12 protein-coding genes are annotated in these 17,716 nt (G+C 28.4%); 4 read left to right on the plus strand and 8 right to left on the minus strand.

The genetic code is table 11. The features are described 5' to 3' along the window. Window positions 1-90: 90 nt before the first annotated feature. On the plus strand, window positions 91-1,080 hold the full coding sequence (hemH, locus tag MR76_RS03115) for a ferrochelatase (RefSeq protein WP_407635603.1): 990 nt from the start codon (window positions 91-93) through the stop codon (window positions 1,078-1,080). Between the two features lie 368 nt (window positions 1,081-1,448). Here hemH and zapE read toward each other — a convergent pair whose 3' ends face one another. The 5 genes from zapE to MR76_RS04655 all read right to left on the minus strand — a co-directional run bounded on the left by zapE (window position 1,449) and on the right by MR76_RS04655 (window position 6,111). Next, window positions 1,449-2,504 (minus strand): cell division protein ZapE, encoded by a 1,056-nt coding sequence (zapE, locus tag MR76_RS03120; RefSeq protein ID WP_044171628.1) that lies wholly within the window; start codon window positions 2,502-2,504, stop codon window positions 1,449-1,451. 413 nt (window positions 2,505-2,917) lie between these two features. Further along, complete coding sequence (locus tag MR76_RS03125; RefSeq protein WP_024072244.1) at window positions 2,918-3,256, minus strand: hypothetical protein; 339 nt, start codon at window positions 3,254-3,256, stop codon at window positions 2,918-2,920. A gap of 452 nt (window positions 3,257-3,708) precedes the next feature. Further along, window positions 3,709-4,566, minus strand: a complete 858-nt coding sequence (locus MR76_RS03130; RefSeq protein ID WP_024072245.1) for an SPFH domain-containing protein — start codon at window positions 4,564-4,566, stop codon at window positions 3,709-3,711. A 592-nt stretch (window positions 4,567-5,158) separates the two neighbouring features. Then, window positions 5,159-5,500 (minus strand): ankyrin repeat domain-containing protein, encoded by a 342-nt coding sequence (locus tag MR76_RS03135; protein ID WP_235111251.1) that lies wholly within the window; start codon window positions 5,498-5,500, stop codon window positions 5,159-5,161. Window positions 5,501-5,610: 110 nt separating this feature from the next. Beyond that, window positions 5,611-6,111, minus strand: a complete 501-nt coding sequence (locus MR76_RS04655; RefSeq protein WP_144445934.1) for a hypothetical protein — start codon at window positions 6,109-6,111, stop codon at window positions 5,611-5,613. Between the two features lie 106 nt (window positions 6,112-6,217). Here MR76_RS04655 and MR76_RS03145 point away from each other — a divergent pair, with 106 nt between their 5' ends. Continuing rightward, window positions 6,218-8,794 (plus strand): UvrD-helicase domain-containing protein, encoded by a 2,577-nt coding sequence (locus MR76_RS03145; RefSeq protein WP_024072248.1) that lies wholly within the window; start codon window positions 6,218-6,220, stop codon window positions 8,792-8,794. Between the two features lie 732 nt (window positions 8,795-9,526). Here MR76_RS03145 and MR76_RS03150 read toward each other — a convergent pair. Next, window positions 9,527-10,501, minus strand: a complete 975-nt coding sequence (locus MR76_RS03150; protein WP_024072249.1) for a quinone oxidoreductase family protein — start codon at window positions 10,499-10,501, stop codon at window positions 9,527-9,529. A 1,206-nt stretch (window positions 10,502-11,707) separates the two neighbouring features. Continuing rightward, window positions 11,708-13,474, minus strand: a complete 1,767-nt coding sequence (locus MR76_RS03155) for a type I secretion system permease/ATPase (RefSeq protein ID WP_024072250.1) — start codon at window positions 13,472-13,474, stop codon at window positions 11,708-11,710. 355 nt (window positions 13,475-13,829) lie between these two features. Here MR76_RS03155 and folP (MR76_RS03160) point away from each other — a divergent pair, with 355 nt between their 5' ends. Both folP (MR76_RS03160) and folP (MR76_RS03165) read left to right on the plus strand, forming a co-directional pair. Further along, window positions 13,830-14,672 carry a dihydropteroate synthase gene (folP, locus tag MR76_RS03160; RefSeq protein WP_024072251.1) on the plus strand — a complete coding sequence of 281 codons (843 nt, stop codon included), beginning with the start codon at window positions 13,830-13,832 and terminating at the stop codon, window positions 14,670-14,672. 164 nt (window positions 14,673-14,836) lie between these two features. Then, the gene (gene folP, locus MR76_RS03165; RefSeq protein WP_024072252.1) at window positions 14,837-15,688 is read left to right on the plus strand and encodes a dihydropteroate synthase; all 852 of its coding nucleotides are present in this window, start codon (window positions 14,837-14,839) and stop codon (window positions 15,686-15,688) included. A gap of 805 nt (window positions 15,689-16,493) precedes the next feature. Here the strand turns inward: folP (MR76_RS03165) and MR76_RS03170 are convergent. Further along, window positions 16,494-17,561: an amidohydrolase family protein gene (locus tag MR76_RS03170; RefSeq protein WP_024072253.1), complete on the minus strand. Its 1,068-nt coding sequence runs from the start codon at window positions 17,559-17,561 to the stop codon at window positions 16,494-16,496. Window positions 17,562-17,716: the final 155 nt, after the last annotated feature.

Consider the following 17,716-nt stretch of genomic DNA (forward strand, 5'->3'; position numbering starts at 1 on the left):
ACTTGATAACTAACATTATATGTGTTAGTTTGTTAAAGTTATAAAATAAACAAATAACATGTGCCAAGAGTAGCAGTAGTATTATTTAATATGGGTGGGCCTCAATCACTATCTGAAGTAAGGCCTTTTTTATTCAATTTATTTTATGATAGAAATATTATAAATTTAGCCAATCCTTTAAGGTTTATACTAGCAACATTAATTTCACTGTTGAGAAAGAGGAAGGCAGTAGCAATATATAAACACCTTAATGGACAATCCCCTATATTAAATGAAACAAAAGTACAAGCTTCTTCTCTTGAACACATACTAAATGATCAGAATGAAAAAACCCAATATAAGGTTTTTATATTCATGCGATATTCAAAACCCTCAGCTAAAGAGACAGTAAAATCTGTATGTCAATACAATCCAAATAAAATCATTCTAATACCGTTATACCCACATTATTCAACAACTACTACACTATCAGCTATTCAGCACTGGAATTACCACATGAAGAAAAGCAAATTTCAGTTCCCTATTTCAGTAATCTGCTGCTATTATAACAACGAAAAATACATAAAAGCACAATGTCAATTAATCACAGAAAAATATCAAAAAGCACAAAACTATGGATTACCAAGAATATTATTTTCAGCACATAGTTTACCATTAAGCATAATACAACAAGGTGACCCATACCAGTATCAAATAGAACAAACTGTATCATTAATTGTTAAATCTTTAGATATACTATCATTAGATTATAAAATATGTTATCAGAGTAAGGTCGGCCCTGCAAAATGGTTAGAACCTAGTACAATATCAGAAATTCATCAAGCAATACAAGACAATGTACCTATAGTATTAGTTCCTATATCATTTGTATCAGAAAATTCTGAAACTCTAGTAGAATTAGATATAGAATATAAAAAAATAATATCAAAGGAAAACATGTTCTTTAGAGTTCCAACGTTAAGCAACAATGAATATTACATTAAGTGTTTAAAAGAAATATGCACACAAGACCAGCATAAAAGCCCATGTCCTATCCAATGTAAAACATGTTTTAAAGTTCTATATAACTCCACTGAATAAGTAAAACTTATATAATAACATCAGAGAGATGATCAAAACTAATATTAAAAGAAAAACATGACTTTGGATTTACAATCATTAAGTAGCAATAAGTATTACACCAAGTGCTTAAAAAAATGTGCATACAAAATTAAAATGTATCTTGAGATTACTTTTCATAAGCAAAACTTATATAACCAATAAATCACATATTTATAATATTATAGAAATGACTCTATCTATCAATTCATAATAAGCACCATACCACAATTTTGTAATTATTTTTACTGTTATACCATAAAATGCTCAAAACTTAATAATAGTCTCACAATTACAGTGATAATGCTAAATATCTTCAATAATAAAATCTACTAGAAATTCACAACAGATCAAATCTTACAGTAAGATGGAGATCGCATTTCTATCAAACGCGAAATTGTACGCTGAAAATCCATAGGGACTTCTTGTAAGTAATACAATAATTGAGGCTCTGCAGCAAGAGAACAAAAAATTTTAACTTTGTTTTCGTATAATTCATCTATTAGAATAGTAAATCTACGCATCTCATTTTGATTGTAATGATTAAATATAGGAACACCTGCAATAAATATTACTGAAAAATTACGTACTATTTCCTGATAATCTGATACCCATAATGCTCTTCCGCATAACTCATCAAAATCGAACCATGCAGTATCATCAAAAGTTTTACTTACCTTTATATCTCTTCCAAAAACATGTAACATTACAGGTTTTACTTTCTTATTGTTTGCCATTTCAAGAAACAATTTAGATAATTTTGGATAAGAATTCTCTCCTACGAAATATATATTATCTACTTCTAAACCTTTTATAGTACGATAGTCTTGTTTCCCAGATAAATGCACAACATGCATTCTCTCAATTATCAATGATATTACAGGTTCAAAACATTGTCTCTGAATACCATCTTGATAAAGTTCTACAGGTGCGTAATTCGAGGTCATCATGACAATAACTTTCTGATCAAAAATAACAGAAAACAATCGACTTAATATCATAGCATCACAAATATCATACACCTGTATTTCATCTAGGCACAACAAATCTACATTACGAAGTATTACTTTAGCAACTTTATAAAGTGGATCCTTAATATGAGATGATTTAAATTCATGTAATAAAGTATGTACTGTTTTCATAAACTGATTGAAATACTGTCGCTTTTTCTTTTCTATTTCGCAAGAATTATAATAGAGATCTGTAATCATTGACTTCCCTCTACCTACTTCTCCATATATGTACATTCCAACTTTTTTCAATCTCTTTTTTATAGGCAAAAAGTGACAAAATTTTTCAACAGATACGTATGGTGTTAATTGTTTTAATAGATTAACTTGCTGCTCATCATAAGTAATTTTACCACTATTTATCATAAAATAATAGTTATCTAAAATTTTTTTCATTTTTTCCATTATTCATAAAACATCAACATAATTTCTAAAAAGGTTTATATAAAAAGTTATTATTTATTACTTTCAATATTTCATTCTATATTCAGAATAAATAAAACCTCAACTTGCAAATTATTTAACAGCAAAACTAAAAGTTATACAAGTTGAGATCTTTATGTATAATACCAGATGCAAAATTAGCTTGTATCTCTATATTTATAATACTACTAACATAAGCATGTATTAATCTAGAGCTTTGATAAAAACAAATGCTTTTCCATTATATAAGCTTATCAATAACATTATTTAAAAAGATTAAAAAACAAATATTCATTATCATCACTAGTACCTATATAAATCAAAAATCCCAACTATCAGATTGTTTAACAGCAAAACTAAATTATACCAGCTGAGACCTAATTTATCTAATTTCTAGCTTTATCTTCATTTAAAATTCTATTATTTAAGATAATGCTTTTTGTTTTACTTTGGACATTTAAAGGATTATATCCTGCAAAATCACAAACAGTTATAAAATCTTTTGAAAAATCATTTAACCAATTAGTAGCTTTTACTTTTTCAAGTTTATTCTCCATTCTTCTATAATTAGATGTCGAATCAATTATTGCCTGAAGTATTACTGCCTTCCACATTGACTGATAAGACATATATTCTTCTAATACTCTATTATCACATGTACAATTTGCACAGTCTACATCATATGTATCATAATATTCATAAAAATTTAATGAATCATAACTCATAATTAACCTATCTTGTTAAAATATTTTTATTCAAAACTTAGGAAAAACAAAAAGCAAGAGTTGGATAAATCATTCACAAGTGTTATTTATTTTTTACGAAAATATCCCTTATACTACTAAATGCCACTCTAATACACCGAGACCAGCAGCAAATTACAAATGCATTATCTTCGAAATAACTAAATTAATTACTTATATGGAGAAAAATTTGATCAATACAATTACAGTAATATATACATACTTATGTATATATTCAGTATAGTAAACAATATTACTCTTGCGTTATAACAAAATAATTATACAACATATATACTTCAAAGCTGATCACATTTTAATGTCATACTATGCAAAACGGATACAGCACTTATATAAACCTACTAATAACTGTAAAAAATAATTCAAAATATTCCATAGCACATTGAGACCTCATTTAGTAATATCAATGCAGGGTATTATTCTATATTAATAGTAGGTTGAGCACCTTGTTCCGAAATTAGAGATACTAGAAGATTATTGACAAGTTTAATTCTTTGCTCATCAGAAAGATTGATTTGATATTGTAGTTCAAAATGTTTTAATATCTCATCTACCATAATAATTGCATTCCTTACTATATATCCCCTAGCATTAGTAATCGCTTTTGCTTGCTGCCTTCTTAACATAATTTGAGCTATCTCAGAAGAATAAGCTAAATGTGATATTCTTGCATCTTCTACAACAATACCTACAATATCTAATCTATTTTGTAGCATATCACGTAACTTAGACGAGATCTGTGTAGAATTATTACGCAAAGATTCATTGTTATCCTCAGCATCATATGGATATATACCAGCCAGTTCTCTAACTGCAGTTTCACTTTGAATATTAATAAACTCTTGATAATCACTCACATTAAGGCAAGCTTTAGCAGGACTGATCACTCGCCAAACAACTACAGCAGCTATCTCTATTGGATTACCATTAAAATCATTTACTTTAATCTTATTGATATTAATATTCCTTACTTTCAACGAAATTGACCTCATACTAACAAATGGAATAGTCCAAAAAAAACCTGATTTAAATATAGTTCCAATATAATTTCCAAAAAACTCAACAACTTTTGCTTCATTAGGATTATTAACAAAAAAACCACTTGGAATAATAAACGTGCAAATTAATGAAAGTAAAGACATTGGGAAAATAATAACAAAACTCCCATAATATATACCAACCAACAACAAGCAAATAAAAATAATACACCAAAATATCACTGAAAACCCATTAATATGTACTAATTTTTTATCATAAAATTCTTTATTATTCACAATACGCCTCCTACAAGCATGAACATTGTTTTTAACAATTAGTAAAATCTTACGTACTATACACAAAAACATCAATATAGTACATTTATGTATACTTTATTAACTCAATCAGCTTAATTATTCTAAATCAATTCATATTAGATTGAATGTGAAGTTCCAAAAATTTCAGAGCATTATCAATAGACAATAATCAACATGGGTTCACGTTATTGATGTTAAGTTTTTGATATACTGAGTCCTGATTAAAATTATAATGCATGTTTATGCAATGGTTTGCATAGTAAATCATAGGCTACATTCTGTTATTTCATGTAAGATAGCCTGATCAAGTGGTATTTTACTATGTCCGTATAGTGATCTTATGAAAAATGCTTACAAAAGATTCTGTAAAACCTTTAATAGTGTACTTTTGTTTCTACTGGACCAAGATATCAACTGATTAAAGACTATGCGCACAGCTTTAATGAAAAAGTGATACACCTTAAAGTATTAAATAATTTACTTGGTCTTTTGAATTTCTTAATTAGTTAAAGCTCATATAAAACAATTACTGTAATACACAAAATATATACTGATAATACATAGCAAAGTTTTATTGTGCAATAATTATAGCATGAGTTATATCAATGCTACCATTCCTCACAGATATACTCAAAGGAGTTTCATTATTATAATTAGTAAAATTTGAATCAGCACCTATTGACAATAAAAACCTTACTATATCTAACTTTCTTTGTCTTACAGCATAGGTTAACAAATTATCTCCCACATCTGAAGTACGCACCTCATACAGTATAGTTGATAAACTTACACCTAATTCTTGCAATTTATTAATCAAAGATCTCAATCCAGAAAGGTCATTCTGTGTTATACAGTAAAAAATTTGTATGTAATAATCTTCAACACTATATATTTTTGGAAGATGATGATTCATTTCATTATATTGTGATTTTTCAATGCCCTCTATAATATTTCTTCTAAATGGCCATTTATATGAAACATTACTTGCTTTTACTTCATTTTGCTGTACCTGAGATGTATCTTCTAATACTTCAGAAGTTTTTTTTTACCATTAGACTTATCTTCAACAACATTCTTATCTGGAACTTTTAACTGCTGATCTTTTTTTTCATCACCAGATTTGAGTAAACTACTATCAGATATCTTCTTACTTTTTATATTAATATCCTGATCATTAACATCTTTAGTAGCATCATCATTTCCTTCTATTGACATACCTTCTTCATCATCATCAAACTCATCATCATACATATCTTCTTCATCATCATCAAACTCATCATCATACATATCTTCTTCATCATCATCAAACTCATCATCATACATATCTTCTTTAGCATCATCTAAATCATCATCGTTACGTTCAGCATAACTCTCATCGTAATTAGCAGACTTTTTTTTATCAAGATACTTTATATCTTTTGTATTAACATCATAAGCATTACCACTAGAATGCAAATCATATGTGAAACCAACTGTTGAATTGATAAAACTTATTATCATCACGAATAGAAATAACTGATTCATTAAAGACTCTCTTAACTAATAAAATCTTTTATTTAATAATAATTACTGTTATAAGTATAATTTTTTATTAACATTAAAAATAGAAATATTGTAGATTATACATTATATGAACAATATTGCAACTAATCCTTTTTATTCTTTCATATGGATATCTGCATCAGCTGGCACAGGGAAAACAAGAATATTAGTCAACAGAGTCTTAAGATTATTAGTGACAGGCCATAAAAATATACTTTGCTTAACATTCACAAATGCAGCAGCACACGAAATGACAGAACGTATACATTCAATCCTAAGCACTTGGACAATATTAAAAAATGAAGAACTAAAAAAAGCACTACAAGATATTATTCCAACTCAAATAACTCCAAAAGAATTCAAAAGAGCAAGGGAATTATTTAATAATTTACAAAACGTATCACTTTCAGTAAAAACCATACATAGCTTTTGTTATCAGTTAATATCCACTTTTCCAATAGAAGCAGGAATTTCTCCTAACTGCACTATTAAAGATTTTACAGAATCTTTTTCAAAAATTTTTCATAAATTACTGCATGATTCAACAATAACACACCACTTATCAGCCATTTCACATGAGATAACGGAAGCTACAATTTATGACTTACTATACAAATTATTAAGTAAACAGCATTATAATCTCAACCAAGGCTCAGTATATCAAAAACTTAACATCCATAACATGGAGGAACCATGTCAATTATTACCTATTGATAATCACACTCTTAATTATTTAATCAAAATTTTAAGTGAAGGAAGTATAAGAGATAAAAAAATTAGTCATAAACTAGCTAAGTGGAGTAATTCACTACAAAAATACAAATTACAAAAATTAAATGAATACGCAAAAATATTTATTAATTTACCATCTTTAGAAAAAAAATCTATATCATCAATAATCACAAAAAAGACATTAACTGATTTTCCTGAAGCAGAAAAAATTATTCTAGATATACAAGAAGAAATACTAAATTTTACAAAAATTTTTTATACCAATAAAATAGCAGAACGTACTATCCATCTTATTGAAATTGCAAAATGTTTTATAAAACTATACCAACAAGATAAACAGAAACTAAATTATCTAGATCATAATGATATTATAGATCTAGCATTAAATTTACTAACAAATCCAGCATATAAAGATTGGATATTATTCCAATTAGATAGTAAAATAGATCATCTGTTAATTGACGAATCACAAGACAACAGCATAAAACAATGGAATATTATTTTACAATTATGTCATGATTTCTTCTCTGGTATAGGTACAACCGAAGAACCAAAAACGTTATTCATCGTAGGAGATATAAAACAATCAATATATGGTTTTCAAAATGCAAGGCCTGATTATTTTGACCCTATGTGTCATTATTTTGCACAACAAAGCAGCCAATATAAACATAAAATATTACATCTCACACAATCATTCAGATCAACACCACCTATCTTAAAATTAGTAGACAAAGTATTTAATAATTTCTGCCAAGAAATATCCTTTAACACAACAAAAATTAAACATGAAATCTTTCGAAAAAACGACCCAGGATATGTAGAGATATGGCCTGTAATTAACATTAAAAACAATAAAAGTTTTTCATTGGATCTTGAAAATCAAGCTTACCAAGACCCCAACCTATTACTTGCATCAACTATTGCAAAGAAAATTCACAAATGGATAATTAATAAAAGAATTATATTAGCAAAAAATCGTCCTATAACAGCAGGGGACTTCTTAATACTAGTAAGACACAGGACTTCTTTCATAGATCATATTATAACAGCATTAAAAAAACTAGATGTCCCCACATTAGAAAGAGATAAGTTTAAAATAATGGATTACACAGTAATCCAAGACCTGATCAATCTAGGAGAATTTTTATTATTACCAGAAAATGACTTAGCTTTAATAGGTTTATTAAAATCACCAATTTTTGAATTCACTGAGGAGCAGATATTCCGCCTAGCATACAACAGGAATAACACATATTTGTGGAAAGAATTACAATTAAAGTTTACTACTATATCAAAGTATCTAAAACAACTAATTGATATATCACAACTGCATAACCCTTTAAATTTATACCACCATATTATATCAGAGCATAAACATAAATTTATAAAGCGCTTAGGTCAATCAAGCATAGAAATCATAGGAGAATTCATTAATCTATTAATACAATCCGAATCCAATAATCTGAATTCATTACAAGCATTTATACATTGGATAAAAAATACTAATCCAGAAATAAAAAGCGACATTAATCTCAGACAAGATTATGTAAAAATCATGACAATACATAACGCAAAGGGTATGCAATCCCCTATAGTATTCTTATCAGATACAACAACCATTTCAAAAAGTGAAACTCAGCTAGTATTTGATGAAGAACATACCCCATTTTGGATACGCAATGACATAAATGATTTCTGTGAAAACCTGAAATCCCAACAAAAGAGTAACGAATACAATGAATATTTAAGACTACTTTACGTAGCTATAACCAGAGCAGAAGATGAGTTATATATTACTGGAATACCACCCATACAAAATAAGTCATGGTACAATATAATCTATAACACAAACTGTATATATAAGAAAAAATTCATTGATCTACAGCCAATAACACAAGAAAAAGCAGAAGTTTTATATCTTGATGAATAGTAGTGCAATACTATCTTTAAGAGAGATGTGTACTAAATTATGGTAATTTTATTATTGCCAATATAAACTTATATTTAAAAATACACGTTAATTTCAACACAACAACAGACGTTTCACACCCAATTCTATATACCTTGAATGATTATATATCATACTAATGCTTATAATAAAATATTACAACTACACATATACATTACATTTATATACAAGAAACTTTGCACTACAATTTATTATTCATGACATCTTCAGCATCATTATTACTTTCATATAATTAAGAATTCTTATTACACAACACCATAACCACACATATAACATTACATTTATATACAAAACACTTGCCACAGGTCACATTACAATTTATCGTATTTTCATGCAATACCCTCTACAATACACCATTAGTACACAATAAAACTATTAAACAAGCTTTTTAGACCTAGTACTATTTCTATCATGTGCCATTGCAAATGCAGTATGAATGATGTGCTAACTTAAACACAAAAGATATCAATCTACAATATTACACACCAACTTATCATTGTAAGTATGAAATATCGTTTATAAGTAATATGCTACGCTATAGTATATGTTAAAAACTAAACATTGCACAAAAAAATGATTAATTTTTAACTGTAATTGTTTCACTATAATTTTTACTAAAAAGATTGTAAATTCAATAAAATAATAGCTACTTTAGTTAATAAAGCAAAATATTTTTCACTCACTTAAAAACATCTACAACTCAATAATATTTGATCCGGTAAGTTTCCTATTCTCCAAATCTTTATGTGCAGCCACTATATCATCAAATTTGTAAATTTTATTTATACTAACTTTTATATAATTTCTCCTTATCACTTCAAACATTTCCATAGCTGTCATAGCTAAATCAAAGCTAGAACGCTTATAATGAAACACCAAAGGAGAAGTAAAAAATAATGATCTAGAACTTAACATAGAAGCACTAATATTTGAAATAGCTCCTGATATCTGACCATAAGAAACATAAATACCAAAAATACATAGAGATTCAAAAGATACTTTACTAGTTAACGCACCTATAGAATCATAAACTACATTAACACCAGAACCGTGCGTAATTTCCATTACTTGTTTAACAAAATCACTACTACTATAATTCACCACATATGAACACCCAGAACGTAAGGCAATATTTGCTCTATCATCAGAACTAACTACACCTATAACTTTACATCCTTTATAATTGGCCCATTGACACAATATCTGACCTACACCACCTGTTGCTCCATGTACTAAAGCAAAAGTATTAGGACGTATAGCATAAACTAAGTGTGTAAGATAATGTGCTGTCATACCTTTAAATAGGACTGCAGCTGCTACTTGATCTGTAATATCATCAGGTATTCTAACTAAATATTTTTGATTAATAAGTCTTTTCTCAGAATAGGCACCTCCAGACACAGTACAATAGCCTACTCTGTCCCCAACATTAAATACCTCGACATCTTTTCCTAATCTTTCTATAACCCCTACTGCCTCAACTCCTAAAATAGTAGGAAGCTTTTTGTTTTTACGCATACCATTACGACACTCAATATCATAGCGATTTAACCCAATAGCTCTATGTTTTATTAATACCTCACCATCTTTAGGTTCCCCAATATTATGATTAACATATTTCAAAACTTCAGAACCACCAGTTTCACTAATAACAATAACCTTTACCATAACATCACATAATTAAATAAGACACAATCATACTCAAGCTACTTAGCTAGCAGCTAAATAATATCCTTTAAATCTAAGACATCAATATTAATTAATAACAAACAGCACTACACTTTAGTACATACATTAAAAATTTAATATAACAATAAACATATTGTAAAAAATCACTACAAACTCTCCAAAGGAAGGCAAGCTACAACAAAATTTATCTTATAATCAACAATGAATTTTCAAATAGCATCTATAAAATCATTATTATAAATCGAACTATATATATATGAAAAGTTACATGCACATATATTTAACAACAACAAACATTATATTTAACCTGCTAGTTATATAACCAATCAACATTCTAATAACCCTCTAGTATAAGAACATTAATTTTAACTAATGTGGTGATTTTATAATAGTCATTATTTGTAAGTTCAGATTCCACCATCTTATTATATCAATACCTATGTAATTAAGTAATTTCTTATTCATGAATCCTTGAAAAACCATACAACAGTAACATCACAATATACTTTTATTGAAAAATGCTTCACTATTAATTAAGAACACTCAAAAACCTATCACACACTGCACTTACTTCATATACTTACAAATTTACTCATGAATCCTTAAAAAATCATACAGCAATAACACTACAACATACTTTTATTGAAAAATGCTTCACTATTAATTAAGAACACTCAAAAACCTATCACACACTGCACTTACTTCATATACTTACAAATTTACTCATGAATCCTTAAAAAATCATACAACAGTAACACTACAACATACTTTTATTGAAAAATGCTTCACATATTAATTAAGAACACTCAAAAACCTATCACACACTGTACTTACTTCATATACTTACAAGGTTACTCATGAATCCTTAAAAAATCATACAACAGTAACACTACAACATACTTTTATTGAGAAATGTTTGCAAATCAGCACCTACACAACACAATGGATTTATCACACCTAACAAGTAAGCTATACAATACTTACAATTGATTACTATCAACAATCAAAAGAATTTCAGCATATTAATCATTCTCTAAAATTAGAATCATATAAACCTACATCTCCTCTGACTGTCAATCATATAACAGTACCTCTACTTGTTTTAATTAAAGAGTCTAATTTAGCTTGAAAAAATTATATCTTACCAATGACTAAGCAATAACACATAAGTAATATATTATTTCCTTATGACTCCTCTACTAATGGTTTATCCTGTTGTTTAGGTTGAGGGCTTGTTGGATTATAATTAGAAACAACTTTACTCAAAATTTCATCCCTAGTACCAATACCACTAACCATACCATCAGACATAACTATAACCTTATCAACGGCATTAAGTAACTGTATCTTATGAGTCATAATAAAAGTAGTAATACCATTTTTCTTTGCATAAAGTAAGGCATTAATCAAACTTGCTTCAGATCTCCCATCTAAATTAGCATTTGGTTCATCAAGGACTAGAAGTTTTATATCACCATAAAAGGCCCTTGCTAATCCTATCATTTGTTTTTGTCCTCCAGATAATATTACCCCACTAGCACCAATAACTGTGTCATATCCATTTGGCAAGCCAAGTATTAATTCATGTACGCCAGCAATTCGAGCAGCTTTTACAACTTCATTTGCATCAGGATTTGGCATCATTCTTGCAATATTAACTTTCACTGAAGCATTAAACAATTCAACATCTTGAGGAAGGTAACCAATATAATGTCCAAAATCTTCTCTATTCCATGTATAAACATCTGCACTATCAAGTCTGACAACACCTGATATTGGTTTCCATACACCTACTAACAATTTTGCTATTGTAGACTTCCCAGAAGCACTATGACCTATAACACCAACAATATCTCCAACTTCTATTGAAAAGGATACACCCTTAATAGTAGGCTTATTACTACCATAAGGAGTGAAGAATACACGATCAAAAACAACCTTTCCAGTAGGAGCTGGTAAAGACATAGTTTGCTCCCTCTTTGGAGAAGCTAAAAGCAATATTTGCAATCTCTTATAAGATATCCTCGCTGATATTAACATTTTCCAAGTATTAATTAACGCTTCAAATGGAGCTAATACCCTACCCATTAAGATTGATGAAGCAATAATACCTCCAGCAGTTTTCAGACCAAGAACTGCAAGAAATCCTCCAATCCCTATAACTGAGATCTGTAATATTGATCTAATAAATTTAGTAATTCCAGAAATTAAATTCGAACGATTTTGTGCTTTAATTTGCATTGCTCTATTTCTATCATTTTTTTTTGCCCAATCATCTACAATATGATTAACCATTCCCATAGCTTCAACTACTTCAGCGTTACGAGTTGCAACATCTATTGATAGAATATTACGCACTCCTTCTTCACTAGCTTCCTGCAGTATCTTTTTTGTTGCTAATTCATTCCAAATAGCCATACTAGTTAACAACACTATCCCTATTACAGCAATATAACCTGTTACACTGTGTATCATAAAAATAGCAATAAGATATACAACTGCCCATGGAGTATCAAATAGTGAAAATATACCAAAACCAGTAATAAAATTTTTAACAACAGCTAAATCACGAAGTACTTCTCCACTTGAAGTAGATGACTTAACCGAAGTCAAGCTAATAGACTTCATAATAAGGTCAGGAGTAACAACCTTATCTATCCAGTCACCAACTTTAGCCATAACTAGAGATCTACAAATTTCTAATATAGAAGAACAAGCAAAAGCACTAACTGTAATAACGCTTAACATGATTAAAGTAGATACACTACCACTTGAAAGTACTCTATCTAAAACTTGAGAAGTATATAATGGTAAAAATAACATAAGCAAATTAATAGCAGAACTGAACCAAAAAATAAACCAAAAAACACTTTTGCACTTTTCTAAACTAGTATACAGAACACTTTTCTTTAGTTCCTTTATTGCCTGAAAGTTAAAATTTACTTCTTCCACACATTCCTCTAAATAATTAATATATTGTGTACATACTACAATATGTTCATCTAAGTAAACAATACAGAGATTTAATATATTTTCATATAAATAATTTTTAATTGAAATAAAGTTATACTATTATGATATAATGTAGTGTATCTTTAGATTGTATAATCATGTTTAGCAATACAGCATCATTAATAGTAATTTTAGTTTTCGTATCATTGACTCTAATATCTTTAGTGTCTGGAGTAGTATTAATGGCTATAAGCAATAAATTCTATATTAAACACAGGAACAAAATAATGATAATGAGAGTACTATTGCAATTTATATCGCTAGTACTTATAGCACTATTTTTCAGATAAAACCAATGAAACTTAATACAAAACTAGTTGGTATTTTAAATTACACTCCTGACTCATTTTCAGACGGAGGAAAGTTTTTTAATATAAACAAAGCATTACAACAAGTTAAATACTTGATTGATGGGGGAGCCAGTATAATAGACATAGGCGCAGAATCAACAAGACCCACATACTTGTATAAACAATATGGAAACAATTCAATATCTCAAACAGAAGAGTGGAACAGATTAAAAAATGTACTGCCTAAAACAATAGAGATAGCTCATAGTCATAATGTTCAAGTAAGCATAGATACCAGACATGCAAAAACCGCCGAAAAAGCTATCGAATTGAATGTTGATTATATAAATGATGTAAGTACATTATCAGATAATAACATGCTTCAGGTAATACAAAACAGTTCTGTTAACGTTATAATTACTCATAATTTAGGCATACCTTTAATTAAAAATGTTACTATTCCAAAAGATCGTGATCCAATTAATGAAATTATTCTATGGGCAAAAAAGTGTATTGAAAAATTAACAAGTGCAGGCATTGATAAAAAGAGAATAATTATTGATCCAGGTATAGGATTTAACAAAATTGCCAGTCAATCATTTTATATATTAAACAACATTGAGAGATTAAAAATTTTAAATCACAAAATATATGTTGGACACTCACGAAAATTTTTCCTAACTTCATGTACACTAAATGATTCAACACGTGACAATGCCACACTAGCAATATCAATTTTCTTGTTTCAAAAAGGTATAGAATTTATCAGAGTACATAATACTCACTTACATAACGAAGCACTTAACTTACTAAGAAAAATGCATCAAACAAGCTTGGATAATATATAAATTAAAATGTTTTTTTAAATTAAGTTTTTTTTCACTTGGTAGTTTAATAAACCTATTATAACATGATACGTAATTGTATTAACACCAAACTTAAGCAAAGCATAAAAGCAAAATAAATATATGGTTACTTTTCATAAAATTTTTCTTTAAACATGAGTATTGTCATGACATTTAATACAAAAATAATAGGCATTTTAAATTATACCCCTGATTCATTTTCAGACGGAGGAAAATTTTTTACTGTTGATAAAGGAATCAAACAAGCAGAATATTTAATTGATGGAGGAGCAGATATCGTAGATGTTGGTGCAGAATCTGGAAAACCAAGGTACATATATGAAAGTGATGATACCCTAACAACACAAGAAGAAGAGTGGAAAAGACTAGAAAGCATATTACCACAAGTTATAGAAATTGCCCATAGTCGTAATGTTCAAGTAAGTGTAGATACTAGAAATGCAAAAACTGCAGAAAAAGCATTAGCATTAAATGCAGATATAATAAATGATTGTACTGGATTACACGATCCCAACATGATATCAGTATTAAAGAACAGTAATGCCAAAATCTTAATTTCTCACAATCTAGGAGTGCCATTAATTAAAGGAAATTTCATACCAAAAGGTAAAAATCCAATAAATGAAATCATCTCATGGTTAGAAGATCGTACACAAAAATTAATAGATGGAGGCATTAGTAGGGATAGGATCATTGTTGATCCAGGAATAGGTATTGGTAAAAATGGCATGCAGTCACTATATATAATACAAAACATTGATAAATTAAAAATACTAAAATATCCAATATGTCTTGGTCACTCACGAAAGTCCTGTTTCATGCCATTCGCATCACATGATTCAACTCGAGATAATGCTACACTAGTAACATCAACAATTTTATTTTACAAGAATATAGACTTTTTTAGGGTACATAACGTTCATATACACAGTGAAGCATTTGGACTTTTAAAAAAGATGCCACAAATCACATTAAAAGATGTATATGATTCTCTATAGAAAATAGAAGATTGCAATGGCAAAATTACACTATATGCATAAATAACATAAGGGTTATAAGTATATGTGGCTGTACTTTATCATGATTCATTGGCTATATACAAAATTCAATGATATGCATCCAAAATGTATACAGTCCATAGAGAAAACAGGAAGCTGTATTTAGAGAAAGTATACATACCAATAACATGTCATAAAGTAAAACTGTAATAGCCAACTTATCATGATTCATTGGCTGATAAAATTCAATGATATGCATCCAAAATGTATAACAGTCTCTAGAAAAAACAGGAAGCTGTATTTAGAGAAAGTATACATACCAATAACATGTCATAAAGTAAAACTGTAATAGCCAACTTATCATGATTCATTGGCTGATAAAATTCAATGATATGCATCCAAAATGTATAACAGTCTCTAGAAAAAACAGGAAGCTGTATTTAGAGAAAGTATACATATCAATAACATGTCTGAAGTAAAAGATATCAAGTAATCTATTATATTAGCTGACTTATCATCATTTACACCTTCATATAACATCTAAACATATGAATACAAATACGTATATGCTATGAAAATAGAAGGTTGTACTTAGTAATGCATATTTGATATGCACTATAAAAAGCAATTAAAATATCAGATAACTATACATATCGGATTCTTTACCATTATTTTACGAAATATATAAAACTAAAGATTTACAAGCTGTTATTTAAATAACAGTAAGTTATTAAGTTCCAGTAATCATGTATACAAGCAATAAATAACATAAGTTATGTATAACCATTTACAAAATACACAAAAACTACAAATCTATACTTTCAACAGTGCCAAGATTACTTACATCTATATCTGTTAATAACATATCATCTTTTTGGTGTAGTTTCTTACCAACAAAAACTAATGTAAGAGCTATAGCACTTAAAATTATATTTACAGAACATATACCAATTGACATATCCTTAATATCACAACCTAGACTCACCATATTATTAATATGTAGCAATACTAATAATATACCAAGTCCATTAAACAGAGCTTGCGCTACAAATAAAGTCATTCCTAAACATACACATGGATTCCCTTGTATATTATTACTTCGAACGTAATCAGTTGAAAAACAAGGCAACTTTCTTGTTTGCATATCAGCACTCTCTTCCTCAATAGACTGAGAACACTTATAAAGCATAATATGGTGCATTAATTTTATATAATCATCTCTAGTTATATTGATGATATTAGTGTTGTGGCTTGGAAAGAATCTCATTTCAACAAGAAATTGTACTAAACGAAGATCCAGAATTTCAAATATAAGAGGAAAACTGCATAGATCTATAACCTGCTTTAAAATACTAGGATCTAAATCTACATTAGTACAAGCCTTATCGAATCCCTCCATAGTAAGGAATTTTTCTCTCTTAATAAACTTCATTATATGCCTACAATCATAAGCATTGCGTTTTAACGCTGTATTACTTATAATTTTAGGGAGTCTATCACTTTCTTTAATAGCATAAGATTTGCATTTTACTATTTGGTCGAGTAATGAGCTAACAGCTGCTTTATATTCTGCTAGTTTCTCTGAAGAGATATATTTTACTTGGTGGATAATATCAATCTCAAACATTACAATAAGAACTTTTCTTACTGCATCTGCCACTTCATAAAATTTATCATTCTCAATTATATGCCCTCTAGCTTCCTTTCCTCTATATATTTGTAATTTTTTTTTTTCAGTTCTTAGCTTTTTTACACAATTACGCAATATACTTTTTACTGCTTCATTTTTTTTATGTACATCAAAATATCTAGAAACTATTTCCATGGTACTGTCGATCAGATTTCCCATACCGAATTTTATTATTACAGTCATTTTATCTCCTTACTGATTTATTTATTATTAAATTAATATAATATAATAACTTTTATAGTATACAATTTAAAGTTGCAAACTAATATTTTCATAAATACAATAAAAAAGTAGAAATCAACTAACTCTTAACTATTTATAGTAATTCCTTAACATGC

The organism is Ehrlichia muris AS145 (assembly GCF_000508225.1).
Taxonomy (GTDB): Bacteria; Pseudomonadota; Alphaproteobacteria; order Rickettsiales; family Anaplasmataceae; genus Ehrlichia; species Ehrlichia muris.

Bases quoted from the DNA above. Each gene is read 5' to 3' on its own strand.
- hemH (WP_407635603.1), top strand. From the start codon at position 91: ATGGGTGGGCCTCAATCACTATCTGAAGTAAGGCCTTTTTTATTCAAT.
- zapE (WP_044171628.1), bottom strand. From the start codon at position 2,504: ATGAAAAAAATTTTAGATAACTATTATTTTATGATAAATAGTGGTAAA.
- MR76_RS03125 (WP_024072244.1), bottom strand. From the start codon at position 3,256: ATGAGTTATGATTCATTAAATTTTTATGAATATTATGATACATATGAT.
- MR76_RS03135 (WP_235111251.1), bottom strand. From the start codon at position 5,500: ATGAATCATCATCTTCCAAAAATATATAGTGTTGAAGATTATTACATA.
- MR76_RS04655 (WP_144445934.1), bottom strand. From the start codon at position 6,111: ATGAATCAGTTATTTCTATTCGTGATGATAATAAGTTTTATCAATTCA.
- MR76_RS03145 (WP_024072248.1), top strand. From the start codon at position 6,218: ATGAACAATATTGCAACTAATCCTTTTTATTCTTTCATATGGATATCT.
- MR76_RS03150 (WP_024072249.1), bottom strand. From the start codon at position 10,501: ATGGTAAAGGTTATTGTTATTAGTGAAACTGGTGGTTCTGAAGTTTTG.
- folP (WP_024072251.1), top strand. From the start codon at position 13,830: ATGAAACTTAATACAAAACTAGTTGGTATTTTAAATTACACTCCTGAC.
- folP (WP_024072252.1), top strand. From the start codon at position 14,837: ATGACATTTAATACAAAAATAATAGGCATTTTAAATTATACCCCTGAT.
- MR76_RS03170 (WP_024072253.1), bottom strand. From the start codon at position 17,561: ATGACTGTAATAATAAAATTCGGTATGGGAAATCTGATCGACAGTACC.